The organism is Corynebacterium freiburgense (assembly GCF_030408815.1).
Classification (GTDB): Bacteria; Actinomycetota; Actinomycetes; order Mycobacteriales; family Mycobacteriaceae; genus Corynebacterium; species Corynebacterium freiburgense.
The window spans coordinates 266,690-291,779 of the sequence record NZ_CP047355.1; the positions used below are offsets into that span (position 1 = coordinate 266,690).

The window sequence follows — 25,090 nt, forward strand, 5'->3', positions numbered from 1 at the left end:
TCCTTTTGGTTGATAAATGCGGAACGAAAGGTGGCCTATGAGCGTGCTTGTAGTGGGCATGTCGCACCGGTCAGCGCCTGTCACTGTACTTGAAAAGGTGAGTTTAGACAGTGCTGCCCAAGATGCAACAGTGGCGAAGCTAATGGCGTGTCCGTCGCTGTCTGAGGCCATGATTGTATCTACCTGCAACCGGCTTGAGATTTATGTTGTGACTACGAGCTTCAATACTGGTGTCGCGGAAGTTGTTGATGTTCTTCATGAAGTCAGCGGCGTCGATATTGATGTTTTGCGCAGCCATCTTTATGTTCGGTATGCGGATGCTGCGGCTGAACATATGCTTGTGGTGACTTCTGGCTTGGATTCGATGGTTGTGGGGGAGCAGCAAATTATCGGTCAGGTGCGAACCTCATACCAGCAAGCATGCACTCAGGGGAGTGCGGGGCCCTTTTTGCACTCCCTCGCGCAGTGTGCACTGCATACGGGCAAGCGAGTCCACTCAGAGACCGATATTGATGATGCTGGGGCGTCAATGGTGTCATTTGCGTTTGATGAGGCCTTAGGTGATCAAACACTTGAGGGGAAAACGGCAATGGTGCTTGGGGCGGGGGTAATGGCGTCGCTGGCGGCAACACACCTGGGCCGTATGGGTGTAGCAAAACTCATTTTGGCAAATCGAACACGTAGTCGTGCTGAAATTCTGGCTGAGCATTCGCGAGAAGCGAACGTACCTGCGGATGTAGTGGACTTTGATCGGCGGGCTGAGGCATTGGCACACGTCGATATTGTGGTATCAGCCACGGGAGCGGACACGTTTACGGTGACTCCTGAAAATATCCCAAAGCATCGTAATTTAGTGTTGATTGATTTATCTATGCCTCGTGATATTGATGATCAGGTTGGTGAATTGCCAAATGTGAATCTTGTGAATATTGAGCGTTTACATCGCGCGCGAAAGGAAGCAACAATGCAGACTGATGCTTTAGATATTGTGGCACAGGAATTGGATGCTTATACGTCTGCACAGCGTGTTCGCGATGTTGTACCCGCAGTTGCCGCATTGCGCAGGCAGGCTTCTGAGCTGGTAGAACTTGAGCTAGCCCGGTTGACCCAGCGAACTCCTTTGATGAGCGAAAATGAACGGGAGGAAGTAACTCGTACAGTGCGTCGAGTGGTAGATAAATTGCTTCATACTCCTACCGTGAAAGTCAAGGAATTGGCCGCCCGTTCGGGTACTGTTTCGTATGAGTCGGCATTACAAGAACTCTTTGGTTTAGAAACAGAACCCGCAGCGAGGAAAACAAATGCTTAAGATCGGCACTCGAGGTAGCAAACTGGCACGGACGCAGGCGCGACATGTTCGTGATGCTATCCAGGCGCAAGGCTATGAATGCGAACTGACTATCGTTTCCACACCAGGCGATCAGTCCCATGATCCAGTAGAACGCATTGGCGTCGGTGTGTTTACTCAAGCATTGCGGGAAGCTATGGCGCGTGGCGAGTGTGATATTGCGGTACATTCCTACAAGGATTTGCCCACTGTGCCAGATTCACGATTCCAAATGGTTATTCCGCGTCGTGCTGATGCCCGCGAAGCCTTGATCGCACGCGATGACTACACTCTGGAAACACTGCCAAACGGCGCTACCGTTGGAACCGGTGCACCACGACGTATTGCGCAATTGAAAGCGATGCGACCGGACCTCAATATTGTGCCTTTGCGGGGTAATGTGGATTCTCGAATCGCGCGGGTTGGTATAGATCTAGATGCTGTAATTCTTGCCGCCGCCGGTTTGCAGCGTATTGGGTTATTCCAAAAAGCCAGCCAACTTTTTGACCCACACGTGTTTTTGCCAGCCCCAGCGCAAGGTGCACTGGCAGTGGAAGCAAATCCGAATGCCGCCGAAGCTATCCAACATTTAGTGTGCGAAGAAGCTACTTGGCAGACCACTGCTGAGCGCGTGGTGCTAAACCGTTTGGAAGCGGGCTGTACTGCCCCTGTCGCGGCCTACGCTATTGGCACAACATTGGTTGCTGGTGTGTTTGCATTGGATGGTCGAACAAAATTAGTGGATTCTTTCACTGGCGAGGATCCTGTGGAATTAGGCCAACGAGCAGCGGCAACGCTATTGGATCGAGGTGCCGCTGAGCTGTTACGTTAGCTGTGTATTCGCTAACGCCGCGCTGATGATTTATCGTTGACTTACCACATGGCATGCGCCCATTTTGCAAATAGGTCCGCTTAAGGTTTTTGCAATTGGGCGCGCGTGTGCGTTTACGCTGGTGTTGGTCTCTTTTAAAGAAATGAACTGTATGAGTTACGTCCCCTCGTCGGTAGGCACTGTCATTTTTGTGGGTGCTGGGCCGGGCAATCCGGATTTATTAACGGTCCGTGCCCGTGACGTGCTGGGCAATACTGCGGTGGCCTATGTCGACCCCCAAGTTCTTCCTGGCGTGCGCAAAGTGATAGCTAGTGAATTAGAAGTCCCGATTGAGCGTTTGCGTGCTGCGGAGAAAGAATACGAGGCATTGTGCGAGCAGGCGCGGGAAGCGGGGGCGCGGAGGCGTCCGCCCCGTCCCGAAGGTCCTACAGCGGCAAATATTATTGATGTTGCTTTGGATAGTTCCGCAGAGGACATTGCTGCGGCCTTGGCGCAAGAAGTTTCCCAAGGGCATGATGTTGTTCGTGTTGTTACTGGAAATCCGCTAAATAATGAGCGGGTGCTCGCAGAAATTAATGCTGTGGCCGATGCCGGCTTGGAATTCCAGGTGGTTCCAGGCATGTCGGTGCCTTCCACCGTGCCAGCATTTGCGGGTATTGCATTGGGCTCTACCTACACGGAGACGCATGTTTCCCAAGGTTTGGATTGGGATCGTTTGGCACAAGCCCCGCAGCCTATTGTCCTGCAGGCAGTTGCGGAGGATCTGAAAACTATTGCTGGCGAGCTGAAAACGCGTGGTTTAGCAACGAATTTGCCGGTGTCTGTAACTGTCAATGGCACAACTCGTTTACAACGCACCTATGACACAACTTTGGGTACTTTAGGCAAGCTCAATGGTGATATGCCCGGCACGCTCGTAGTGACTCTTGGTAAAGGCGTGGATGATCGCACGAAGTATTCATGGTGGGAGAATCGCGCGCTTTATGGCTGGCGAGTATTGGTGCCCCGTGCCAAAGAGCAGGCCGGACCCATGAGTGCACGATTAGCCTCGCATGGTGCCATTCCGCAAGAGGTACCTACTATTTCTGTGGAACCACCACGAAACCCTGCACAAATGGAACGTGCTGTTAAAGGCATTGTTGAGGGGCGCTATCAGTGGGTGGCCTTAACTAGCGTTAATGCAGTCAATGCATTGTGGGAGAAAATCACTGAATTTGGTCTTGATGCGCGCGCATTTGCGGGGGTACGTATTGCGGCGGTGGGGGAGAAGACGGCTGCCGCAATTCGGGAGTTGGGCATTTCTCCTGAGTTATTGCCTGATCGTACTGAGCAAAATGCTCGTGGGCTGGTTGCGGTATTCCCAGAGTTTGATTCGGAATTGGATCCGGTGAGCCGGGTGCTACTGCCACGTGCGGATATTGCAACTGATGTATTGGTGGATGGGCTGACGGATTTAGGTTGGGAGGTTGATGACGTTACGGCGTATCGTACGGTTCGGGCGGCTCCTCCAAGTGCCGAAGTGCGCGACATGATTAAGTCTGGCGGCTTTGATGCTGTGTGCTTTACTTCAGCTTCTACTGTGAAAAATCTGGTGGGGATTGCAGGAAAGCCACATCAGCGTACGATTATTGCTTGTATTGGACCTATGGCAGCGGCAGCTGCTCGTGAGGCTGGCCTCCGCGTTGATGTACAACCCGAAGAAGCCAGTGTTGCTGCGCTTGTCGACGCCTTGGCCGCCCATGTTGCAAGTTTGCGTGCGGCAGGTCAATTACCACCACCACGGAAGAAGCGTCGTAAAAGGAGTAGCTAAATGATCCGTCGTCCACGGCGTTTGCGGAATTATGAGGCGATGCGTGAGTTAGTATCCGAAACAACGCTGCGCCCTGCGGATTTAATTCTTCCGCTCTTTATTGCGGAAGGTATTACCCGCCCCCGAGAAGTTCCTTCGATGCCGGGGGTGTATCAGCATACGTTTGATTCACTAAAGCGGGTTGCTTATGAGGCGTTAGATGCCGGTATTCGGTGTGTAGATCTTTTTGGGGTTCCACGGGTCAAGGATGCTGTAGGTTCGGGATCTTGGGATCCAAAGGGCATTTTAAACCGAGGTATTGCGTCATTGCGGGAAGAATTTGGCAATGACCTTATGATTATGGCGGATACCTGCTTGGATGAATTTACTGACCATGGTCACTGCGGCGTTGTAGATACTGATAACTTTGGCGCCCAGATCGTCGATAATGATGCAACTTTGCCTTACTATCAGCAGATGGCTGTGGCACAAGCCCAAGCTGGGGCACATATTGTCAGCCCCTCCGGCATGATGGACGGCCAGGTCCTAGCTATTCGGGAGGCGCTTGATACCGCTGGTTTCTCCGAAGTAGCTATTATGGCGTATTCAGCGAAGTATGCCTCCGCGTTTTTCGGACCATTCCGGGATGCGGTCGGTTCTTCATTGGTCGGTGATCGCCGTACATATCAGCAAGATCCGGCGAATTTTAAAGAATCCTTATTAGAAGTTGATCTGGATATTGAGCAAGGTGCGGATTTTGTTATGGTCAAACCGGCAATGCCTTATCTCGACGTATTAAAAGCTATTGCAGAGCGTGTGACCGTCCCAGTTGCCGCATATCAAGTGTCTGGTGAGTACGCAATGATCGAAGCCGCAGGACGTAATGGCTGGATCGATCGTGATGCCGCCATGATGGAATCGGTGCTCGGGATTAAGCGAGCAGGTGCGGATCAGATTCTTACATACTTCGCCACAGATATTGCCCGTAAACTTTAGGGGAACCATGGCTAAAGAAAAACCCGAATCTATTCTTTTAGCGTCTCATCTCTGGCTTTGGGTTGTGGTGTTAGAAATTGCGCATCAGATCTTGAGTATTGTTATGGGTTTTCTCACGCCAGAGATTTGGCGGAAGCAAGTTGAAGATCAGATTGTTTCACAGCAACCAAACTTTACTGATGCCCACATTAATGTCACTACCTACACTTTGATCGCTATTCCGGGTGTCCTTGCCATTGGGATTATGTGCGTGGTGTTATGGATGTCCTTGGTGTTGAGTCGGGGTGGCCAATATGCAGGTTTTGCCCGAAGAACACTGCTGTTTTTCGGCGTTTACTTGGGTATTCGTTTGATTATTGTATTCGTACCATTGGGACTTGCCCTACCTGATGCGCTTGTTATTCTTGATGGCTGCGTCCAGATTGTGGTGAGCGTGTGCGCAATTATGGCGGTATATCTTGTGACACGCCCTGAGTCCCTTATGTGGACTGGGGAACAGCATGGTTGATACACATGAATTGCAAAGCTCCGCCGAGCGTACTGCTATTGCCATTGATGAAGCTAAAGCGGCTGCGCGCAAGGCGGGTTTAGATAGCAGCTACATTAGTACAAAAGGTCCGCTTACAACCTTTGCTTTAGAGCTTGAGGGTTTAAAGTCGGTGCTGCATGTTCGGGAAATTGAGCAAGCTCTTCGTGATATTGATGGTGTTCTAGTCACAATTATTTACCCCTCGAATACTGTCTGGATTTCCGCTCCGGATTCCCTTCAGCCCAGCCAAATTGTCGAGGTCCTCGCCGAACATGGCGTGTCTGCTGAGCTTACGCAGTCTTCATTGCATCGGCGTGCGCAACGCCTGGAGGTTCGTCGTTCTTCGCAACGTCACCGCCATGTTGAGGAAGAACGCAAAGAACAGCGCAGAGTCCGTGAAGATGATACGGACGTGCTTTTTACCGCCCGGGGCCTGATCACAAAAACCAGGCTTGTTGTCAGCTCAGTACTATCCTTGCCGGTGCTCCTTATGAGCTTTTTTGCCAGCTTCCAATTTGATTACTGGCAGTGGGCGTGCCTTTTCCTTGCCACTCCGGTGGTCACATGGGGAGCTTGGCCATTTCACCGTGCCATGGCTGCGGGATTAAGGCGTGGCATGTCCGCTTTGGATTCTGCAAGTTCGGTGGCTATTACCGCAGCATATATTTGGTCCGCCATAATGCTGGTATGGACGCGCGCAGGCAATATTGGGTATCACGCCACCAGCCAATGGTTCGCGATTGACCACAATATTATTTCCGATGGTGAATTGTTTTTCGACGTCGCGTGCGGCATCACCATGTTGTTGCTTTTAGGCAGAGTGCTTGGCCGACGCACTAGGGCCAGTCTTCTCGACGCCACGAAGCTCGGCGACCTAGGCAATGTCACGGTGGTCCGCAAAGACCCTCGAACTGCTAAACCGATGAAACACACGATCCCGGTTCAAGAAATCCGGGTTGGTGACGACATCATTATCCCCACAAATGGCGTAATACCTTCCGATGGCCAAGTTATTGGTGGCGCCGCCGATGTGGAACAAGGGGTTATTGGCGGCGGGAATTGTAAAGTCAAGGTAAATTCCCAGGTATATGCTGGCTCGATAAACCGTGGTGGTCCCCTAAAAATCCGTGTCCAACGCGCCGGTTCTCGAACTCGCCACGCCGCGATCCGCCGCTGGATTCTTGAATCCAGTAAATACCAAAACCGCTCCGCACAACTAGCCACCCGAAGCGCCTCCCTTCTCGTCCCGTGGGCACTCACTGCAGCGCTCGTCGACTTCGGACTTTGGTGGCTTATTGGCGGGAATATCAGCGCAGCTTTTGCCACCGCACTAGCAATCCTCGCGTGCGTCGCTCCTGTTGCACTTGCCCTGTCAACTTCCTTGGCTATGCGCTTTGGCATTGAATCCGCCGCCCGCAAAGGCATCCTTATTCGCAGCGCCGAAAAACTCCGCGAAATCGACGATGTAACCACAATGATTTTCAACCGGGTTGGCACTCTTTCCCAAGGTGAAATGAAAGTGGAAACGGTTACCGCTGCAGTCGGAGAAAACCCCGAACTCGTATTACGCGTCGCCGGAGCCCTGGCCATTGAAAGCGACCACCCCTCCTCCCGCGCCCTTGTTCGCGCAGCCCGCGAAGCCCGAGACGCAGGAACTGGTGGAGACATCCCCCACTGGATTGAAGTCACCCACCTCAATGTCACCGAAGACGGCAATTTCACTGGCATGGTCGAAATCCCAGCTGGTAACGAACTTCGCGCCTGCAATGCTGAACTTTGGCGCCCCCGAGATCTTTCCGACCTTAATGGTCGGCTTGCCAATGCTGCTGTATCCGGTGGCACACCTCTTGTAGTCAGTTGGCGTGGTAAACCCCGAGGTGTAATCACTCTCCAAGACAAAGTAAAAGACGATGCAGTTGACGCAATCCAGTCCCTTGAAGCCATGGGGTTGGATACCGTAATGCTTACCCGAGATACCTATCCAGTAGCCAGGCGCTTCGCCGATCACTTAGGAATCTCCAACGTCCTCGCAGGAATTGGACCCACACGAAAAGAAGCAACAGTCCGCAGCGTCCATGCCCGAGGGGCAACTGTTGCACTGGTCGGCGACTCCTCAGTATTGTCCAGCCTCCGTGTTGCCGATGTAGGCGTACTCATCGGCGAAGACTCCCTCGACTTCCCGGAAGCTGACGTAGTGCTCCTCCGAGATGACGTCAACGCAGTAGTAGATATGGTGTCTATCGCCCGGAAAGTCTCGCGGCTTGCCGACCAAAACATCCTCCTTGCCTGGATTTACAATGGTGTCGCCATGGTCCTTTCCGCCCTTGGTGTGGTGCACCCAATGGCGGCCACAATCATGATGATCGGATCTTCGCTCCTCATTGAATACCGCTCAAACCGTGCCCGAAGCTTCTGACTGAACCAGGATTTTCTTCACCCCATACTTACCGTGAACCCTATTCCCACTCGGAGTAACAAGCTTTCTTGGTTCTCGATGGCTTTGTGGCCGGTGGTTTGGTTGTGTGCTTGTGGTTTTATTGTGCGCGTCCGATGACCTGGGATTTGATTAGGGCTGAGTGGTCTTTTTGGAGGCTGGTTGGTCTGGTTGGGGCTGCCGGCCGAGAGGCGCTCTGTCTTTTGGGGTACTGGCCGGTCCTTCTTGGGTGCTGGTTGGGCGTGTTGTCACAGATTCCATTTTTTCGGCGGATTTTATGGAATTTGTGACACGATAGGTAGGGATCCTGTCACAGATTCCATTTTTTTCTTCGTTTTTATGGAATCTGCGACAAACCCCAGGTCAACGATTGTGTACAATATGGGCTGTTGTCACAAATCCCACTGGAACGGGCTTGTTTTATGGAATCTGTGACACTCCGGATGAAAACATCACTAGTTCAATAGGGTGGGCCTATCAAACGCCCCGAAAACCAGCCAACGCGCCCGAATATCAGGCAGATCTAACCCACCCCACCACCCAATAAAGGCAGATTTCACATCACCCACAACTCATCGCCACGTTTCCCCAGCTCACACCCCAAGACCAAAAGCCCACAACACAAATCTGGCTTTCCCAGGCCCGGCTAGGCCTTTCCCAGGCCCGGCTAGGCCTTTCCCAGGCCCAGCTAGGCCCCTAGTCCTGCTCCAGACCTTCCCGTCCCTCAAGCTCTTTCAACTTCCAACCTCCAACCCCCCAAACCTCATAACTTTGTGTCACTTCGTCCGAGAATTCGGTTTTCTGTCCATTGCAATATTCCGCACCCGAATTTTATGTCCTTGGTTGGAAATTTAAGTAGCGTATTTGGGTCATGCCCTCGTATCGGGTGAACGTTCGTTCCGTTATTGGACTGAACTGTTGGTTACCCCACATTGTCCCACCCGCTCAATATGTCAAACTTTAGTTTGAGCTGGTCATGGTAGGAACGTTTGCAGTATTAGGGTCGGCTTGCTTTGCTGAACATTTGTATTTAGGGCATGATTTACCGCATGACCAGCGCTTCTCATAGTTCACGACGCTCGTTGTCTCAGGCACCTTTCCTTGATGCGATCGCCGGCCGCACTCCGACCAGAACTCCAGTTTGGTTTATGCGGCAGGCTGGTCGGTCATTGCCCGAATACCGCAGGGTCCGTGAAGGAATCCCAATGCTGGATTCTTGCTTTATGCCCGAATTGTTGGCAGAGATTACGCTGCAGCCAGTCCGCCGCCATGATGTAGATGCTGCGATTCTCTTTTCGGATATTGTGGTGCCATTAAAAGCAGCTGGTGTGGATGTGGAGATTGTTCCAGGCCGCGGCCCTGTTGTGGCAAATCCCATTCGTAGTTTCGCGGATGTTGGTGCTTTGCCAATTCTGGATCATGAAGTCAGCGAAGTTGCTGAAGGTATTGGTCTTATCTTGGGGGAATTATCAAACACTCAGGCGCTGATTGGCTTTGCGGGTGCTCCTTTTACATTGGCAAGTTATTTAGTGGAGGGTGGCCCCAGCAAGAATCATGAGATTACCAAGTCGATGATGCATGCTGAACCGAAGGCATGGCATGCGCTTATGGAGCGTTTGGTTCCAACGATTACTCGGTTCCTTCAGACTCAGATCACAGCTGGGATTGACGCCTGGCAGTTGTTTGATTCCTGGGCAGGGTTCCTTTCGGAGAGGGATTATCGCGAATTTGTCCTTCCATACTCTGCGCAAATTTTCGAGGCAGCAAAAGAAGCCTCCACCAACCACACCAGTTCCGCGTCGATTCCAAGTATTCATTTTGGCGTTGGCACTGGTGAGCTCTTGGGTGCTATGGCTGAGGCTGGTCCTGATGTGATTGGTGTGGATTGGCGTGTGCCTTTGGATGTGGCTGCGGAGCGTGTAGCTGGTGTGGTTGGCCCATTGGTGTTGCAGGGGAATTTGGATCCTGCATTGTTGTTTACCAACCGTGGTGTTATTGCAAGAGAGGTGCAGAGGATTCTGGGGGAGGCTTCGCGGGCGATTGCTGGCGGCTTTGCTTCGGGGCATATTTTTAATTTGGGGCATGGTGTTCTTCCGAATACTGACCCGCAGGCTATTACGGACGCTGTTTCGATTATTCATTCGTCCTTTATTAATTCTGAGGAGTAAGTCATGCGTGTGGCGATTATTGGTGCCGGTCTTGCGGGGTTGTCGGTGGCGTTCGAGGTTCGTCAATTAGTTCCTGATGCGACGATTGATGTGTTTGAGGCGACAGATCGCATTGGGGGAAAGCTTCGTACTGTTGCGTTTAATGACGGTCCAACGGATATGGGGGCAGAGGCGTTTTTGGCTATCCGATCTGATGCATTGGAGTTTTTTGAGCAGCTGGGTATTGCTGATCGGGTTGTGCATGGATCGGGTTTAAGCTCATTGGTGTATTCTGAGGGGGCTTTGCATGATTTGCCACAGGGGCAGATAATGGGGGTCCCGGCCAGCTCTGAGAGTGTGCGTGCTTTGGTAAGTGCGGAAACTTGTGCGCTTATCGACGCCGAGGCAACCGCCGCCCCAATCGAGTGGCAGGTTGGTGGGGATATGAGTTTGGGGGAGTTGGTGACTTCTCGGTTTGGGCAGGAGATTACGGACCGTTTGGTCTCGGCACTTTTAGGTGGGGTGTATTCATGCCTGGCTGAGGATCTGGGGGTGCGGGCTACTATTCCGTTTTTGGCTGCTGCTTTGGATCGGTTGGCTGAGTCGGGTGAACCGGTGACATTATCGGCGGCTGTACGGGGTCTATTGGAACGTCGGCCGAAGCCTTCGATAAAGTCTGTGTTTGGTGCTTTTGAGGGTGGATATGCCACGTTATACGAGGCATTGGCAGAACAGTCTGGCGCCGATATTCATATTGATACTTTTGTAACTTCACTGCAGAAGTATCTTCAGGATTATGATCGCGTTTTGGTGGCTACCCCGGCGCCTACGGCTGCGGTGTTATTTAAGGATGTGTGCCCTGAGGCATCGGTAGAGTTAAAGCAAGTGCAATTGGCTAGCTCTGTTGTGGTTGGTTTGAAGTTTGATTCTGATGCCGGGTTGCCTGAGCATTCTGGGGTGTTGGTGGCTGCCGATGCTACCGATGTGAAGGCCAAGGCGTTTACGTTTTCTTCCAAGAAGTGGCCGCATTTGGGGGCGCGGGGTGGGGCGCTGGTTCGAGTGTCGTTTGGTCGATTTGGTGATGATTCGGCTTTGCGATTGGACGAGGACGAACTTGTTGATATTGCCCTAGATGATTTGCAGACGGTGACTGGTTTTGATGGCCGGGCTGCGGGTGTTTCGGAGATTTTTGTGCAGCCGTGGTATGGAGGGTTACCAAGGTTTAGTGAGACTCATTTAGATACGGTTGCACGTGTTCGGGAAGCGCTTGCGGATATTGAGCACGTGGAAGTTGCTGGTGCTTGGGCTGATGGCGTGGGAGTACCTAATGTTATTGCCGGTGCTCGGGCGGCGGCGCGTCGTTTAGTGTCCGATTCTTAGTGGTGCCCCAATAGAATGAGGATTATGACTTCTTCCCCTACTTCTGCTTATACCCAGCATTCTGCTGAGTGTTTTGATCGTGCCCGGGCGGTTATTCCGGGTGGTGTGAATTCTCCGGTACGGGCTTTTGGCTCGGTTGGGGGCCAGGCTAGGTTTATTGCGAGTGCGAAGGGTAGCCGCCTGGTTGATGTGGATGGCAATGAGTATGTGGATCTGTTTTGCTCGTGGGGTCCAATGCTTATGGGTAATGCTCACCCGGAGATTGTCGCGGCAGTGACGGAAGCGGCGTCGAAAGGCTTGTCGTTTGGGGCACCAACCATGGGGGAGGTTGAGCTGGCGGAGTTGATTATTTCGCGTACCAGCGTGGATGAGGTCCGCTTAGTGAATTCCGGGACGGAAGCAACCATGTCTGCGGTGCGGTTGGCACGTGGGTTTACGGAGCGTTCGAAAATCCTGAAGTTCGAGGGCTGCTATCACGGGCATGTGGATGCGTTATTGGTGAGTGCGGGTTCCGGTGTTGCTACGTTTTCATTGCCGGATACCCCCGGCGTGACAGGCACGACGGCGCGGGACACAATTGTCGTTCCTTACAATGATATTGCTGCGGTGCAGCGCGCATTTGATGAGCATCCCGACGAGATTGCCTGCATTATTACTGAGGCAGCGGCAGGCAATATGGGTACGGTAGCTCCACTGCCTGGGTTTAATGCGAAGTTAAAAGAGATCGCACACGCGCATGGGGCATTGCTGATTTTGGATGAAGTCATGACGGGTTTTCGCACATCAGCGCAAGGTTGGTATGGCATTGATGGTGTGGCTGGCGACCTTACAACCTTTGGCAAAGTGGTTTCCGGAGGGTTACCGGCGGCCGCGTTTGGTGGGCGTCGAGAAATTATGGAGTATTTGGCGCCGCAGGGGCCGGTGTATCAGGCGGGCACATTGTCAGGTAATCCTGTTGCGGTTGCGGCGGGCTTGGCATCATTACGGCTAGCGACGCCCGAAGTGTATGCGACCGTAGATAAGCATGCGGATACGCTATCCAAACTTGTAAGCGAAGCATTGGCCCGTGAGGGGGTAGTGCATAATATCCAACGCGCTTCGAATATGTTGTCGGTTCGCTTTGCGGCTGGTAAAGGGCATAATTTTGCGGATATGAAAGCTGCAGAAACCTTCCGGTTTGCACCTTTCTTCCATGCCCTGTTGGATAACGGTGTGTTTGTTTCACCATCGGTATTTGAAACTTGGTTTGTATCGAGTGCCCTTACCGATAGTGATTTCGAAAAGATTGAGGCGGCGCTTATTCCTGCCGCACGAGCAGCTGCCGCCGCAAAGGAGCACTAAATGAGCCGCACTATCGTTCACCTTGTCCGGCATGGTGAGGTATATAACCCAGATAAAATCCTGTATGGCAGGATCCCGGGGTACCATCTTTCTGCTCGTGGGCGTAGCCAAGCTGCCGCAACGGCAAAAAGTTTTGCGGGGCATTCGGTGCGGTTTTTAGCGTCGTCTCCGTTGCAGCGTGCGCTGGAAACCTCGGAACCTTTTGCGGAAGTCACGGGCCTAGAGCCCGAAATTGACCATGATCTCTTGGAAGCTGGAAACCAGTTCGAAGGGCTACGGGTTCGGGGAGTACGTTCGCAATTGTGGAGCCCAAAGTATTGGCCGCTTATGAAAAATCCTCTGTTGCCCAGTTGGGGCGAGCATTATGAGGATATTTGTCGGCGGATGATGGTTGCGGTAAAACGTGCCCGGCTCAAGGCAGAAGGTGGGGAAGCTATTCTGGTAACTCACCAATTGCCTATTGTCTGTGTGCAGCGACGGGTACGGGGGTTGCCGCTTGCTCATAATCCATCCGCTCGTCAGTGTGAATTGGCAAGTGTGACATCGCTGGTGTTCCTAGATAATGACATCACAGATATTTTCTATTCTGAGCCTGCCAGGGAGATCTAATGAACCGAAAGTCCAGTATTGTCGCCGCCATTGCGGCAATGGCTTTAGGCGTTGCCGGGTGTAGTGCTGATCAAACAGCCGGACAGGATGCTGTTGCAATTGGCGGAACCTGGACTTTTGTTTCCCCTGGCGGGAAAACAGAAATCACCTATCCAGCCGAAGAACGCAAACCTATCGCACAATTTTCTGGGGAAAGTCTGCAAGACCCAGATAAGAAAATCTCATTGCAGGATTTTCAAGGCAAGGTCGTGGTAATCAATGCTTGGGGCCAATGGTGTGCCCCTTGCCGGAGTGAATCCGATGATCTGCAGGAAGTACATGAAGCCTTGGGAGATCAAGGCACGGTATTAGGCATTAATGTGCGGGATTTTAATGCGGATGCGGCACGCGATTTTACTGAGGATAATGGCTTAACCTACCCGAGTATTTATGATCCGCCCTTTAAAACCGCTGGCGCTATGGGCGGAGTTCCGGCGTCCGTGATTCCCACCACGATTGTTTTGGACAAACAGCACCGTCCAGCTGCGGTATTTTTACGTGAGGTTACCGCTAAGGATGTCCTCGCTATCACCGAGCCGTTATTAAAGGAGTAATAGTGGCGGAGTATTTCGCTGATGTCGCCGGACAGGGTCCTTTGCTTCTGGCTTTGGGTGCGGCGATGCTGGCTGGTTTGGTATCGTTTGCAAGCCCGTGCGTGGTGCCATTAGTGCCAGGCTATATGTCTTATTTGGCAAGTGTTGTGGGCGCCTCGGTTGCGTTTGAAGGTGAGCAAGTGCGAGTTACCCGAAGGCGCCGTGTTGCGGGTGCGGCATTGTTATTTGTCGCCGGTTTTACAGTGGTGTTTGTGCTTGCTACCGCAACGGTGTTTGGGGCTATTCAAGCATTAACACTAAATGCGGAGATATTGCAGCGCATTGGGGGAGTGGTGACCATTCTTATGGGCTTGGTGTTTATGGGAGCCGTACCTATGTTGCAAACGGAGCATAGGTTTAAGCCAAAAATGGTGTCTACTTGGTTGGGGGCGCCGCTATTGGGCGGGGTATTTGCGCTGGGGTGGACACCGTGTTTAGGGCCAACACTAGCAGCGATTATTTCAGTGTCTGCTGGTACTGAAGGCATGACTGCGGCGCGGGGTGTTGTGCTGATTATTGCGTATTGTTTGGGCTTGGGGATTCCGTTTATTTTGGCAGCATTGGGTTCGGCGCGTGCAATGGGTACGGTTGGGTGGTTGCGGAAGTATTCGCATCGGTTACAGGTTATTGGTGGCATTGCGCTGGTTATTGTTGGTTTGTCTTTGGTGACAGGCCAGTGGGCGGTGTTTATTTCCTGGGTTCGTCAATGGACCGTGGAATTTGGCGCCACATTGATTTAGGAGGAAATAGTGCAATACATTCTTCGTGGATGGCGCTGGCTAACCAGTATGCGCACTGCGCTAGTGCTGCTGTTTTTGCTGGCTTTAGGCGCAATCCCTGGTGCACTATTGCCGCAGCGATCGCTCAATGAATCGAAAGTCATTGAATATATAGCTAATAATGGTAAGACCGCTGAAATTTACGATAAATTGCAGCTGTTTGATGTTTTTAGTTCTTCATGGTTTACGGCCATCTATGTGCTGCTGTTTATTTCCCTTATTGGTTGTATTCTGCCGCGCTCATGGGAGCACTATAAGGCGATGCAAACTCCACCAGTGCGCGGGCCAAAACGCCTTGATCGCCTGCCATTGAGCAATACCACGCTTAGCGACGCCCCGATAGAAGAGCTTACGAAACGGGCTCGGAGTTTGCTGCCCAGATGGAAAATAGCAACCTATAACCCAGAAGAGGACCGTGATGGCGCGGCGTCGATAAGCGCCGAAAAAGGCTACGCCCGTGAGTTCTATAACCTGGTATTCCACCTGGGACTGGTAGGCATCTTAGTGAGCGTGGGGCTGGGCAGAATGCTTTACTATGAAGGGCAAGTCATTGTGGTTGCTGGTACAGAAAACTCGCAATTCTGCAATACCGCTGTAGCCAACTTTGATTCATTTCGCGCCGGGGCGCTAGTTGACGGCACAAACCTCCACCCATTCTGTATAGATGTACATGATTTCTCGGCAGACTACTTGCCAAATGGGCAAGCCGAGCAATTCAACTCAAATGTGAGTTGGACTGCAGACATATTTTCGGATCCCGAAAGTTGGGAACCGTACCAACTACAAGTCAACCATCCGTTACGTATTGCAGGTGACCGAATCTACCTGCAAGGACACGGATTCGCCCCAGAAGTCACAGTGACATGGCCGAATGGGGAAAAGCGCACTCATACGGTGCAATTCCGCCCAGACGATCCAACGTACTTCCTATCGTCTGGAGTGATGCGCTTTGATCCGCCCGCCGGAATGTATCCCGATCTTATGGAACGGCGCCAACATCAAATTGCTATCCAAGGCCTTTTTGCGCCAACAGCACATTGGACCGGTGAAAAAGGTGAACTGTTGTCCTCTTCCTATCCAGCAATGCGTGATCCGGCAATCGCTATTGATGTGTACCGCGGTGATGCTGGGCTCGATACTGGGCGGGGGCAATCCCTTTTTAGTCTTGATCCGGGGCTCTTGCATTCTGGGCAACTGCAAAAACTCGAACGCGTCAATTTGAGTGTTGGAGAATCGGTCACTTTGGATGACGGGACCAAAATAACTTTCGATGGTGCAAAAGAATTTGCGAATCTTCAGGTAAGTCATGACCCCACGCAAATATGGGTTCTACTTGCAACAGTGCTGACATTGGTTGGTTTAATTGGCTCGGTAAGCGTTAAACGTCGCCGAATTTGGGTTCGTTTCTATCCAGAAGATAAGGGGACTCGAGTGGTGACGGCTGGCCTTGCCAGAACAGACCGAGCGGGATGGGGCGATGAGTACCAAGAATTCCACCGTAAGCTGCTAGGACTTCCAGAAGAAGAAGAGTAGGGTTTATCCATGCCAATCAATCAGACATATGCCAACTTCTCTGACCTGTCGTATAAAACGGCAGTGTTGGTGTATACGTTCGCTCTTGTGATGTCGTTAGTGTCATACACCCGCAGTTCCGAAAAAACTGCCGGTATGACTCAAACGCTTATTTGGTTGGGGCTGATTATTCACGGAGTGAGCGTAGTGCTCCGTGGATTATCAGCTAATCGATTCCCTTGGGGAAACCTCTATGAATATGTGGCAACTACGACACTGATTGCTATGGCGGTGGCTGCGTTTATTATTCAAAAACGCGAACTCCGCGCTTTATGGCCGTGGATCCTCACCCCCGTGCTTGCCCTTTTGTTCTATAACGGCACCGTTTTATATTCCGAATCCGCGCCGGTTGTTCCAGCGCTTCGATCTTTCTGGCTTCCATTCCATGTATCTGTGGTATCCATTGGTGCGGGTGTTGGTTTGATCTCCGGTGCAGCGTCCCTGGCATATATTCTGCGAAATAAGCAGCCCCAAGGGGAAGAAACGGGGATCTTCGGGAAACTTGCAAAACCTCTGCCAAGTGCGAAAACCCTAGATATGGTGGCATACCGCTGCGGCATTTGGGCACTCCCAGTTTTTGGCCTTGGTATTGTGTTGGGCGCTTTATGGGCAGAGGCCGCATGGGGTCGATTCTGGGGATGGGATCCTAAAGAAACTGTGTCATTTGTGACCTGGATGCTTTATGCCGCCTACCTTCATGCTCGTTCAACTGCCGGTTGGCTTGCTGAGAAATCGGCATGGATTAATGTTCTGGCGTTTGCAACAATGGTGTTTAATCTCTTCTTTATTAATCAAGTTGTTTCGGGATTGCATTCGTATGCAGGACTAAACTAGGGCACATGCCTTATCTTCAAACCTCTCTTGGAATTCTCCGGGAAATTTTTAATCCGGAGATCCCGCCAGAGGCCACGGCACGCGAGCGTTGGGAACGACGTGTTGAAGGCCCAATGCTGGTGCTTTCTTTAGTGTTTTTAGGTTTTTATCTTTGGTCTTCGCTAGAGCTAGGAAATGTCAAAATTGCAGATGCTGGCCTATGGTGCATTTGGGCAGCATTTGCGATTGATTATTTGGTTCGCTTTGCTTTAGCAGAGAAGAAAATGCAGTGGTTTTTCCGGCATCCGCATGAATTAGTATTAGTGATTCTGCCGATGTTCCGGCCACTGCGGGTATTGCGTTTAGTAAGTATATTGTTGGTGTTCCAGCGATTCGCTGCTGCGAATATTCGTGTCACAGTGGCGCTATATACAGTGGTAACAACCTTACTTATCTTGCTTATTGGATCATTAACACTATATGCGGCAGAGCGGAATGTTGCGCACTCTGAAGTGCATACATATTGGGATGCGCTGTGGTGGTCCGTAGTTACAGTGACAACAGTGGGATACGGAGATATCGCCCCGGTTACTGTTGAAGGCCGCCTGGCCGCTGCATTACTAATGCTTGGTGGTATTGGCCTGGTGGGTGTGGTAACTGCCTCTGCAGTTTCTTGGTTGGCGCAGCAGATTGAGCAAACTGAACGTTCTGGGGAGGCCGTTATTCTTCAAGAATTGCAAAAGCTGCGTGAGGAAACCGCAGCTTTACGTGAAGAAGTGGCCAAACTCCGAGAACGTGAAATTTAAACAAAATCTACAATGCGTGCTTTACCATCGCGGTCTTTAATAATTACATTCGACCCCGAAGCAACCGCATTATCTACATATGAAGCGATTCGTAATAACCGCAATAACGCGCCAGTACGGTGTGTGCCATCGCGTTTTGCAATGGTGCCGATCATATCCACCACTTCTGCCGGCATGTTTACTGTTACCCGAGTCTGTGCAGTGTTTGACATATGCTGTTCCTCTCTCAGTCGGTGGCAGTAATTCTACTTATTCGACAGGCGCATCAACAGTCCCAATTTTATTTGTACAAAACTGATAAATAGAAAAAGGTGAATTTCATGAGCGGTAGGATGGGCACTATGCGAGTACTCGTAACCGGTGGTGCCGGATTTATAGGATCTAATTTTGTTCATCGTTCCCTTGCTCGCGATATAGAAATTACCGTGCTCGATAAAATGACGTATGCAGCAAATCCAGAAAACCTTAAAGGAACTGGAGTGCGCCTTGTGGAAGGGGATATATGCAGCTCAGAGCTTGTTGAAGATTTGGTTGCGCAAAATGATCTTGTCGTGCACTTCGCCGCTGAGAGTCACAACGATAATTCATTACGCGACCCCTTAGCGTTTGTAAGAACAAACATAGAAGGCACTGTAAATTTAATAAAATCTTGTGCACGACACGGCGTGAGATTCCACCATATTTCCACAGATGAGGTATATGGAGATTTATCTTTTACGGACCCCTCACGTTTTACCCCCGATACCCCCTATAACCCTTCGAGCCCTTACTCTGCGTCGAAGGCCGCAAGCGACCATATGGTCCGGGCTTGGGTGCGTTCGTATGGTTTACAGGCCACTCTTAGCAATTGCTCTAATAATTATGGGCCACGGCAACATCCCGAGAAATTTATTCCTAGGCAAATACTCAATCTTCTTCATGGTCGCCCAGCGCGGCTCTATGGTAGTGGTAATAATATTCGAGATTGGATCCATGTGGACGACCATAATGATGCGGTCTGGACGATTATTGAGCGGGGAGAAATTGGAAAGACATATCTTATTGGTGCAGACGGTGAACGTTCCAATAAAGATGTGGTGTACCAACTTCAAACGCTGATTGGTGGTGACGTTGTACATGTCACGGACCGTCCGGGGCATGATCGTCGATACGCAATTGATCCTGCCAGTACCCGAGCCCTGGGGTGGCGGCCGCAGCGGACATTTGAAGAGGGGCTCGCGGAAACTGTGGAGTGGTACCGGGCACATCCGCAATGGTGGCGCGAGTCCTTTGCAGCAGCCGAAAAAACCTACGCTCAGCACGAAGAAATACTCCATTAAACTGATATCTATGCTGCGCGAACTTGAACTCCCTGGAGTATATGTAAACGAACCTGTGTGCCATTCGGATCAAAGAGGTACATTCCATGAATGGTTCCGTGCAGAGGAATTTCAATCAGCGCTCGGATACAGGTTTGAATTGCGTCAAGCCAATATGAGTACGTCTACGGCGGGGGTATTGCGTGGAATGCATTATGCAGAAGTGCCGCCAGGACAGGCAAAATTTGTGATCTGTCCTGTTGGGCGAATTTTAGACATTGTTGTAGATATTCGCACTGGTTCTCCAACTTTTGGTAAGCATATTGCGGTGGAGCTTTCGGAGCAGCAGCGAAATGGAATGTTTATTCCAATTGGATTTGCGCATGGGTTCCTCGCGCTTGAAGACTCCACCGTGGCATACCTCACCACGGCTGAATACTCACCGCAAACCGAACACACAATCACACCGTTTGATACTAATTTGGCGCTCCCATGGCCTGAAGGTGACCACATACTCTCCCCGCGCGACACTGCAGCCGCAACGCTTTTCGACGCCCCACTGCCCACATATGCTGCCTGTTTAGCGTATGAACAAACCCTGCGGGAGGCGTAATGAAAGGGATTATTCTTGCTGGTGGTACGGGATCTCGGCTCTTTCCGATAACGCTTGGGGTGAGCAAGCAATTAGTGCCGGTATATGACAAACCCATGATCTATTACCCGCTTTCTACTTTAATGTTGGCGGGCATTACCGAAATCCTGATTATTACTACTGAAAAAGACCTTCCGCAATTCGAACGCCTTCTTGGCGATGGATCACAATTTGGAATCCAGCTCACGTTTACTACACAGGACCATCCGCGTGGTTTAGCAGACGCTTTTATTGTTGGTGCCGAACATATCGGCGAAGACTCTGTAGCGTTGATTCTTGGCGACAATGTGTTTTATGGTGCGGGGTTGGGTACCCAACTACGTCGCTTTACAAACCCCGATGGCGGCGTAATTTTTGCCTACCGCGTGGCAGATCCTAGCGCTTATGGAGTAGTAGAGTTTTCCGACGATGGCCGGGCTATATCCCTGGAAGAAAAACCGAGCCACCCGAAGTCTTCCTATGCTGTGCCGGGACTGTATTTTTACGATAACTCAGTGGTAGCTATTGCAAAATCTCTTCAACCATCACCTCGCGGTGAATTGGAAATCACTGACATCAATAACGCCTACCTTGCCCAAGGGAAACTCCAGGTTGAGGTATTGCCACGTGGAACCGCTTGGCTAGATACCGGAACCGTTGAACTTTTGCTGGCGGCTGGTGATTTTGTGCGGGCAATCGAACAACGCCAAGGTCTTAAAATTGGCTGCCCGGAGGAAGTTGCTTGGCGGATGGGTTATTTAAGTGACGAAGCTTTGCGTGCTCGTGCTGAATCCTTACGTGCCTCAGGCTATGGCGATTACTTATTAGGCATTTTAGCTACATCGTACGAATAAGCGAATCTACCTGCTCGAATGTCTCTGGGTTTACCTTATAGTGAGCCCATTTTCCTCGTTGCTGCCTTTGTACTAGGCCGGCAGCCGATAGTTTTTTCATATGGTGCGTCACGGTGGGTGCGGACACTTTTAGGGCTTCAGAAAGGTCACATGAACAAATATCCCCACCCTGACTATGTTCTGCAACAAGGTATAACAGGCGGAGGCGGGTGGGATCACTCAATGCTTTAAATAATAAGCTGGCCCGATTGTTTACGTCGTGACTGATCGAGGTCATGTGATCAATATAGCCGACTATGGGTCACCTAACATAGCTTCGTCTAACCTTAATGTATATATCTAAACAAGAACTCTTTTATTCTTCCTGTTCATCGTTATATTTCCTACGATTTAACCGTTTACGCTCCTCTTCCTCGCGAGCCAATTCCTCCGCCCGGCGTTGCTTAAATCGGTTTTTCTCCAGGTTCCATAGAAATTCTTCATCATCATCTGGCCCTTTAATCGCGGGCGGTTCAGGCTTCTTCCAGGTACTGGGGCCAAACGCTTTCCAAACCAACACCACAGCGACAACAATAAGTAAAAGCAGTAGTAGCCGACCCACGGCGTATCCCTCCTTGATCTCTTTACACTGACTTTACGTGGTGCAGAGTAGGCTCGAATATTATGAGTGAAACAGCGCCCCAGTTAGACAAAACACTACGCAATCGAACCCGACGTGATGTGCTTTTGTACGGCCTTGCCCGCCTTGTGCTTTTCATTGTGCTCACCGCCGTTATTCAAGGCATTGCCATGCTTATCGACGCCCCCGTGCCGCTCATTATGTCCGCGTTGCTGGCCCTTATTCTCGCCCTGCCACTCTCAATGTTTGTATTCCGTGGCCTTCGACTTCGCGTTACCAAAGGTATTTCCGAATGGGATGCTCAACGCAAAGCCCACAAAGAGTGGGTCAAAAAAGAATTAGCTGAGCGTTAACGCGGTCACAACAGACCACAGCAGCATTGCCCTACCTGTGTAACCCAGTACTGGGATAAGTTCCGCGCCTCGGGCGCCACGGAGGATTGGTCGTGCTGCATAGAAGGTCAGTGGCAGTGTGATAAATGCCAGCATGGGTTTCCATCCGAGGCAGATGGATACGACATAGGGGGTGAGGATGAGAATCATCCACAGTGTTCGTGTTCGTTGATCGCCGAGCCGTACTGCTAGGGTGAGTTTTCCGGTCGCGGCGTCGGTAGGTATATCGCGCAGGTTATTGGCCAGGTTGACTGCTGATGAGAAGCAGCCGATCGCAATCGCACAGCCTATTCCCGTTGGTGAAATCGATCCAGTTTGGGTGAATTCTGTGCCGCATACCGCTACAAAGCCGAAGAAGATTAGTACCGAGACTTCGCCTAAACCTCGATATCCGTAGGGGTTCTTGCCACCGGTGTAAAACCAGGCGGCCAAAATACATATTGCCCCTACAAGGATTAGCCACCAGGAACTCAACCAGGCCAAAATGGTGCCTGCAATACATGCCACACCAAATGCTAGAAATGCGGCGAGTCGAACCTTTTGTGGTGTGGCCAAGCCGGAGGCTGTGAGACGCACCGGCCCGGAGCGGGCATCATCTGTGCCTCGAATTCCATCCGAATAATCATTTGCGTAATTGACACCCACGATTAATGCCCAGGCAACACAACACGCAAGCAAAGCACGCCACCAATTGGCATGCCCAGAAGAGGCAGCGGCCCCAGTGCCAGCCACAACAGGGGCAAACGCATTAGCCCATGTGTGTGGACGAGCACCTTGAAACCACTGATGAAGGGAAGCAGACATAGATACATCTTCCCCCATCACATTCATGTACCCATGCACCAGGTGGCACTACAGTAGAAGGAATGTTCATCCGCACTGTGATTCAGCAAGCCTGCAATATCTTTTTTACGCTTGCCCGAATGGTGCCACTGGCAATCCGAAACCGGCTGAGCAACACCCCTATCCCAGCCGAGGGTGAGGTGACTATCTCGCTCACCACGCATGGGCGTCGATTAGCAAAGGTGCACTATAGCATCGAATCCGTGGCGCGTTCCGGCGTCCCCATCGTGCTATGGCTCGACCGATCCGAATACGAAAGCGAATGGCCCGCAACCTTGCGGCGGCTTGTGAGGCGGGGTCTGCAAGTAGAATGTAGTGAAGGAGATTTCGGTCCGCACACCAAATATTGGGGAGAGTTTCAGCGCGCACGCGGACGCGTGGTCACGATTGACGACGACATTATCTACCCCACATGGTTTCTCGAACGCTTGTTATTTATTGGGGATTTACGTAACGACACCGTGGTGGCTTATCGCGCACACCGCATCGAGCTCCGCAATGGCAAATTGCTTCCATATGCCAAGTGGACAGCGGTCGACACCTCCCAAGCATCCTTTCTGCACTTTGCCACCGGTGTGTCCGGAGTTCTATATCCCAAAGGGTTTATCGACTATGTGGTCGAACAGGGAACAGTCTTTATGGATGTCTGCCCCCGTGCCGATGACGTGTGGCTCCACGCCTGCGCCCTCCGTGCTGGATATCCCATCCGGCAGGTGCACGCCCAGCCCCGCCACTTTGCCATCGTACCCTTCACCTTCCAGGGCGCCCTTGTTATGCGCAATGCTTTCCTCGGGGGAAATGACGAACAAATCGAACGAGTATACGGCCCGGAAGATATTGCAAAGCTGCAATCCGCCAGCGCAGCTGAAGACTAGAACATTCATTAAGCATTAAGAGAGTCGCCATTGATGCGCGTGGGGGATGGCGGTGCGACCGGCCACGCGCTAAGCGCCAAAGTTTTTCGTAGAAAATTTCTGCATGTTATTTACTACTACGGCCGTTTCGACCAATTGCCAGCAGTACCACTACATTTAAAAATGCAATAGAAATGGATATGAGATCAAGGAACTCCCAATTCCATTCAAAATAACTTCTAAGCAAAAGTGCCAACGATAAACCGGTGCTTACAAAAGCTCCAATAAAAACCCAATTCTTCGTCGTCTCTTTTTGGAAAAACAACAAAATCCAGATAATTAAAGGAACTCCAGCCAGCACAATAAACGAACTGTATTCCATGGTTTTTACCTTTTAGGGGCTAAGTCCTTCCTTAGTATCTAATTCGCTGAATGCAATGATTTCACACAAAAGTTCCGATAAAGACTAAACCTGCGGTGGGGTTCTAGGCGCCGAAAAGGCGCCCGATGGTGCGCCGGTCTGGTTTGCCGGGGCCGATAAGCGGAAGTTCCGGCAGGTGAAGAATATGTTTGGGCAGTTGCCAGCGGGGGAGATCCTCCAGGCCGGTCACCAGGTCCGCGGGAGTGAGTCGTCCGCTATAGGCCACGGCAATCGCTTGGCCCAAACGTGCATTCGGAATGCCGATAACACATGCAGTATCAACACCATCGAGGGAAAGTATTGCTTGTTCGAGGACTTCTGGGTGGAGTTTCAGGCCGCCAGAATCGATCACAGTATCCAGGCGCCCAGTGACCCGGAGGGTGTTGTTTTCGAGGACGCCGGAATCTTGGGTGGCAAACCAACCGTCGATAAAGGGGCTGGAACCGGGCGGGGGGTTGCGGTAGCCTTGGGCGATCATGGGGCCGCCCAGGTAAATACGGCCATTGGTTACGCGGACTTTTGCGGAGGGAATGGGGCGGCCGTTGTAAATGCAACCGCCGGAAGTTTCGGAGGAACCATAGGTGGTCACAATATTGATGCCTAGTTCTTTACACTGACGTTTGGTTTTTTCGGTGGTGGGAGCTCCGCCGACAAGGATACGGTCGAAGCGTCTGAGTGCTTCGATGCCATCAAGAGTGTCCATTGCTTTTAAAAGCTGCATTGGCACGAGTGAAGTATATGTTCGATCTCCAAGATCTGCGAGTTGATGGGCCAAGCTAGAGAACTTTCGAACATCAAAGCCGTTGCTCACATCTATTGCCAGGGGATCCACACCGGCCACAAGAGCACGGACCATGACCTGGATCCCCGCAATATGGTGCGCAGGAAGGGCCAATAGCCATTGGCCTTCGCCGCCAAGTGCGTGGTGAGTGGCGTCGGCAGAGCTGACTAAATTATGCGGGGTGAGTAGGGCGCCTTTTGGGGTTCCAGTTGAGCCAGAAGTGGGGACCACCAGTGCGATTTCAGAGTCGATAGGCTGGCCTACGCGCAACGCTGTGGTAAGAAGTTGCGCCTGCTCCGGGTCCTCTGGGACGGGCAAGAAAGTTTCCTGGCCGGAAATTGCAGCAACCAGCGAAGGAAAAATGATTGTGGGGTCCGCCGCGGGGACAATAAGAGGGCGAAGCAGGCGCAT

The 25,090-nt window shown here is 51.5% G+C and carries 26 protein-coding genes; 20 read left to right on the top strand and 6 right to left on the bottom strand.

Annotated elements, in window-relative coordinates; translation table 11 throughout:
* The first annotated feature begins 37 nt into the window (after nucleotides 1-37).
* The 15 genes from CFREI_RS01210 to CFREI_RS01280 all read left to right on the top strand — a co-directional run bounded on the left by CFREI_RS01210 (nucleotide 38) and on the right by CFREI_RS01280 (nucleotide 17,986).
* Nucleotides 38-1,309 (top strand): glutamyl-tRNA reductase, encoded by a 1,272-nt coding sequence (locus CFREI_RS01210; RefSeq protein WP_084170734.1) that lies wholly within the window; start codon nucleotides 38-40, stop codon nucleotides 1,307-1,309.
* On the top strand, nucleotides 1,302-2,159 hold the full coding sequence (gene hemC / locus CFREI_RS01215; RefSeq protein ID WP_027012588.1) for a hydroxymethylbilane synthase: 858 nt from the start codon (nucleotides 1,302-1,304) through the stop codon (nucleotides 2,157-2,159). Before CFREI_RS01210 ends, hemC begins: the two co-directional genes overlap by 8 nt.
* Before the next feature lie 151 nt (nucleotides 2,160-2,310).
* Nucleotides 2,311-3,969, top strand: coding sequence for a bifunctional uroporphyrinogen-III C-methyltransferase/uroporphyrinogen-III synthase (locus CFREI_RS01220; protein WP_420834536.1), 1,659 nt, complete (start codon nucleotides 2,311-2,313; stop codon nucleotides 3,967-3,969).
* On the top strand, nucleotides 3,970-4,944 hold the full coding sequence (gene hemB, locus CFREI_RS01225; RefSeq protein ID WP_027012590.1) for a porphobilinogen synthase: 975 nt from the start codon (nucleotides 3,970-3,972) through the stop codon (nucleotides 4,942-4,944).
* 7 nt (nucleotides 4,945-4,951) lie between these two features.
* On the top strand, nucleotides 4,952-5,452 hold the full coding sequence (locus CFREI_RS01230) for a hypothetical protein (RefSeq protein ID WP_027012591.1): 501 nt from the start codon (nucleotides 4,952-4,954) through the stop codon (nucleotides 5,450-5,452).
* A complete protein-coding gene (locus tag CFREI_RS01235; protein WP_035111994.1) occupies nucleotides 5,445-7,889 on the top strand; it encodes a heavy metal translocating P-type ATPase in 2,445 nt (814 codons plus the stop codon). Before CFREI_RS01230 ends, CFREI_RS01235 begins: the two co-directional genes overlap by 8 nt.
* A gap of 1,067 nt (nucleotides 7,890-8,956) precedes the next feature.
* Entirely contained in the window at nucleotides 8,957-10,075 is a 1,119-nt protein-coding gene (gene hemE, locus CFREI_RS01240; protein ID WP_027012593.1) for a uroporphyrinogen decarboxylase, read from the top strand.
* 3 nt (nucleotides 10,076-10,078) lie between these two features.
* Nucleotides 10,079-11,434 (top strand): protoporphyrinogen oxidase, encoded by a 1,356-nt coding sequence (locus CFREI_RS01245; protein WP_027012594.1) that lies wholly within the window; start codon nucleotides 10,079-10,081, stop codon nucleotides 11,432-11,434.
* Between the two features lie 24 nt (nucleotides 11,435-11,458).
* Nucleotides 11,459-12,775, top strand: coding sequence for a glutamate-1-semialdehyde 2,1-aminomutase (hemL, locus tag CFREI_RS01250; RefSeq protein WP_027012595.1), 1,317 nt, complete (start codon nucleotides 11,459-11,461; stop codon nucleotides 12,773-12,775).
* Nucleotides 12,776-13,384, top strand: a complete 609-nt coding sequence (locus CFREI_RS01255; protein ID WP_027012596.1) for a histidine phosphatase family protein — start codon at nucleotides 12,776-12,778, stop codon at nucleotides 13,382-13,384.
* Entirely contained in the window at nucleotides 13,384-13,977 is a 594-nt protein-coding gene (locus CFREI_RS01260) for a TlpA family protein disulfide reductase (RefSeq protein WP_027012597.1), read from the top strand. Before CFREI_RS01255 ends, CFREI_RS01260 begins: the two co-directional genes overlap by 1 nt.
* Nucleotides 13,977-14,756, top strand: a complete 780-nt coding sequence (locus CFREI_RS01265; RefSeq protein ID WP_240483210.1) for a cytochrome c biogenesis CcdA family protein — start codon at nucleotides 13,977-13,979, stop codon at nucleotides 14,754-14,756. The genes CFREI_RS01260 and CFREI_RS01265 overlap by 1 nt, the downstream gene beginning before the upstream one ends.
* Before the next feature lie 48 nt (nucleotides 14,757-14,804).
* On the top strand, nucleotides 14,805-16,328 hold the full coding sequence (locus CFREI_RS01270; RefSeq protein WP_051255964.1) for a cytochrome c biogenesis protein ResB: 1,524 nt from the start codon (nucleotides 14,805-14,807) through the stop codon (nucleotides 16,326-16,328).
* Between the two features lie 9 nt (nucleotides 16,329-16,337).
* Nucleotides 16,338-17,201: a c-type cytochrome biogenesis protein CcsB gene (gene ccsB / locus CFREI_RS01275; protein ID WP_027012600.1), complete on the top strand. Its 864-nt coding sequence runs from the start codon at nucleotides 16,338-16,340 to the stop codon at nucleotides 17,199-17,201.
* Nucleotides 17,202-17,206: 5 nt separating this feature from the next.
* The gene (locus CFREI_RS01280) at nucleotides 17,207-17,986 is read left to right on the top strand and encodes a potassium channel family protein (RefSeq protein WP_084170735.1); all 780 of its coding nucleotides are present in this window, start codon (nucleotides 17,207-17,209) and stop codon (nucleotides 17,984-17,986) included.
* Here CFREI_RS01280 and CFREI_RS01285 read toward each other — a convergent pair.
* Nucleotides 17,983-18,198 carry a hypothetical protein gene (locus tag CFREI_RS01285; RefSeq protein ID WP_027012602.1) on the bottom strand — a complete coding sequence of 72 codons (216 nt, stop codon included), beginning with the start codon at nucleotides 18,196-18,198 and terminating at the stop codon, nucleotides 17,983-17,985. The two genes, CFREI_RS01280 and CFREI_RS01285, sit on opposite strands and share 4 nt — an antisense overlap.
* A 129-nt stretch (nucleotides 18,199-18,327) precedes the next feature.
* Here CFREI_RS01285 and rfbB point away from each other — a divergent pair, with 129 nt between their 5' ends.
* From rfbB to rfbA, 3 genes are read left to right on the top strand one after another with little or no spacing between them, the layout of a single operon-like run.
* On the top strand, nucleotides 18,328-19,305 hold the full coding sequence (gene rfbB / locus CFREI_RS01290; RefSeq protein WP_027012603.1) for a dTDP-glucose 4,6-dehydratase: 978 nt from the start codon (nucleotides 18,328-18,330) through the stop codon (nucleotides 19,303-19,305).
* Between the two features lie 10 nt (nucleotides 19,306-19,315).
* Nucleotides 19,316-19,897, top strand: coding sequence for a dTDP-4-dehydrorhamnose 3,5-epimerase (gene rfbC / locus CFREI_RS01295; protein WP_027012604.1), 582 nt, complete (start codon nucleotides 19,316-19,318; stop codon nucleotides 19,895-19,897).
* On the top strand, nucleotides 19,897-20,769 hold the full coding sequence (gene rfbA, locus CFREI_RS01300; protein WP_027012605.1) for a glucose-1-phosphate thymidylyltransferase RfbA: 873 nt from the start codon (nucleotides 19,897-19,899) through the stop codon (nucleotides 20,767-20,769). Before rfbC ends, rfbA begins: the two co-directional genes overlap by 1 nt.
* Here rfbA and CFREI_RS01305 read toward each other — a convergent pair.
* Nucleotides 20,753-21,046, bottom strand: a complete 294-nt coding sequence (locus tag CFREI_RS01305) for an ArsR/SmtB family transcription factor (RefSeq protein ID WP_027012606.1) — start codon at nucleotides 21,044-21,046, stop codon at nucleotides 20,753-20,755. The genes rfbA and CFREI_RS01305 overlap by 17 nt on opposite strands.
* A gap of 78 nt (nucleotides 21,047-21,124) precedes the next feature.
* Nucleotides 21,125-21,370, bottom strand: coding sequence for a hypothetical protein (locus tag CFREI_RS01310; protein ID WP_027012607.1), 246 nt, complete (start codon nucleotides 21,368-21,370; stop codon nucleotides 21,125-21,127).
* Nucleotides 21,371-21,432: 62 nt separating this feature from the next.
* Between CFREI_RS01310 and CFREI_RS01315 the strand changes: the two genes are divergently transcribed.
* Nucleotides 21,433-21,741: a DUF4229 domain-containing protein gene (locus CFREI_RS01315; protein ID WP_027012608.1), complete on the top strand. Its 309-nt coding sequence runs from the start codon at nucleotides 21,433-21,435 to the stop codon at nucleotides 21,739-21,741.
* Here CFREI_RS01315 and CFREI_RS01320 read toward each other — a convergent pair.
* A complete protein-coding gene (locus CFREI_RS01320; RefSeq protein WP_240483205.1) occupies nucleotides 21,727-22,584 on the bottom strand; it encodes a 1,4-dihydroxy-2-naphthoate polyprenyltransferase in 858 nt (285 codons plus the stop codon). The genes CFREI_RS01315 and CFREI_RS01320 overlap by 15 nt on opposite strands.
* Before the next feature lie 62 nt (nucleotides 22,585-22,646).
* On the opposite strand from CFREI_RS01320, the gene CFREI_RS01325 reads away from it, so the two are divergent.
* Nucleotides 22,647-23,498, top strand: a complete 852-nt coding sequence (locus CFREI_RS01325) for a hypothetical protein (RefSeq protein ID WP_027012610.1) — start codon at nucleotides 22,647-22,649, stop codon at nucleotides 23,496-23,498.
* A gap of 106 nt (nucleotides 23,499-23,604) precedes the next feature.
* Here the strand turns inward: CFREI_RS01325 and CFREI_RS01330 are convergent, their stop codons facing one another.
* Nucleotides 23,605-23,859 (bottom strand): hypothetical protein, encoded by a 255-nt coding sequence (locus CFREI_RS01330; RefSeq protein ID WP_027012611.1) that lies wholly within the window; start codon nucleotides 23,857-23,859, stop codon nucleotides 23,605-23,607.
* A gap of 103 nt (nucleotides 23,860-23,962) precedes the next feature.
* Entirely contained in the window at nucleotides 23,963-25,090 is a 1,128-nt protein-coding gene (gene menE, locus CFREI_RS01335) for an o-succinylbenzoate--CoA ligase (protein WP_035112000.1), read from the bottom strand.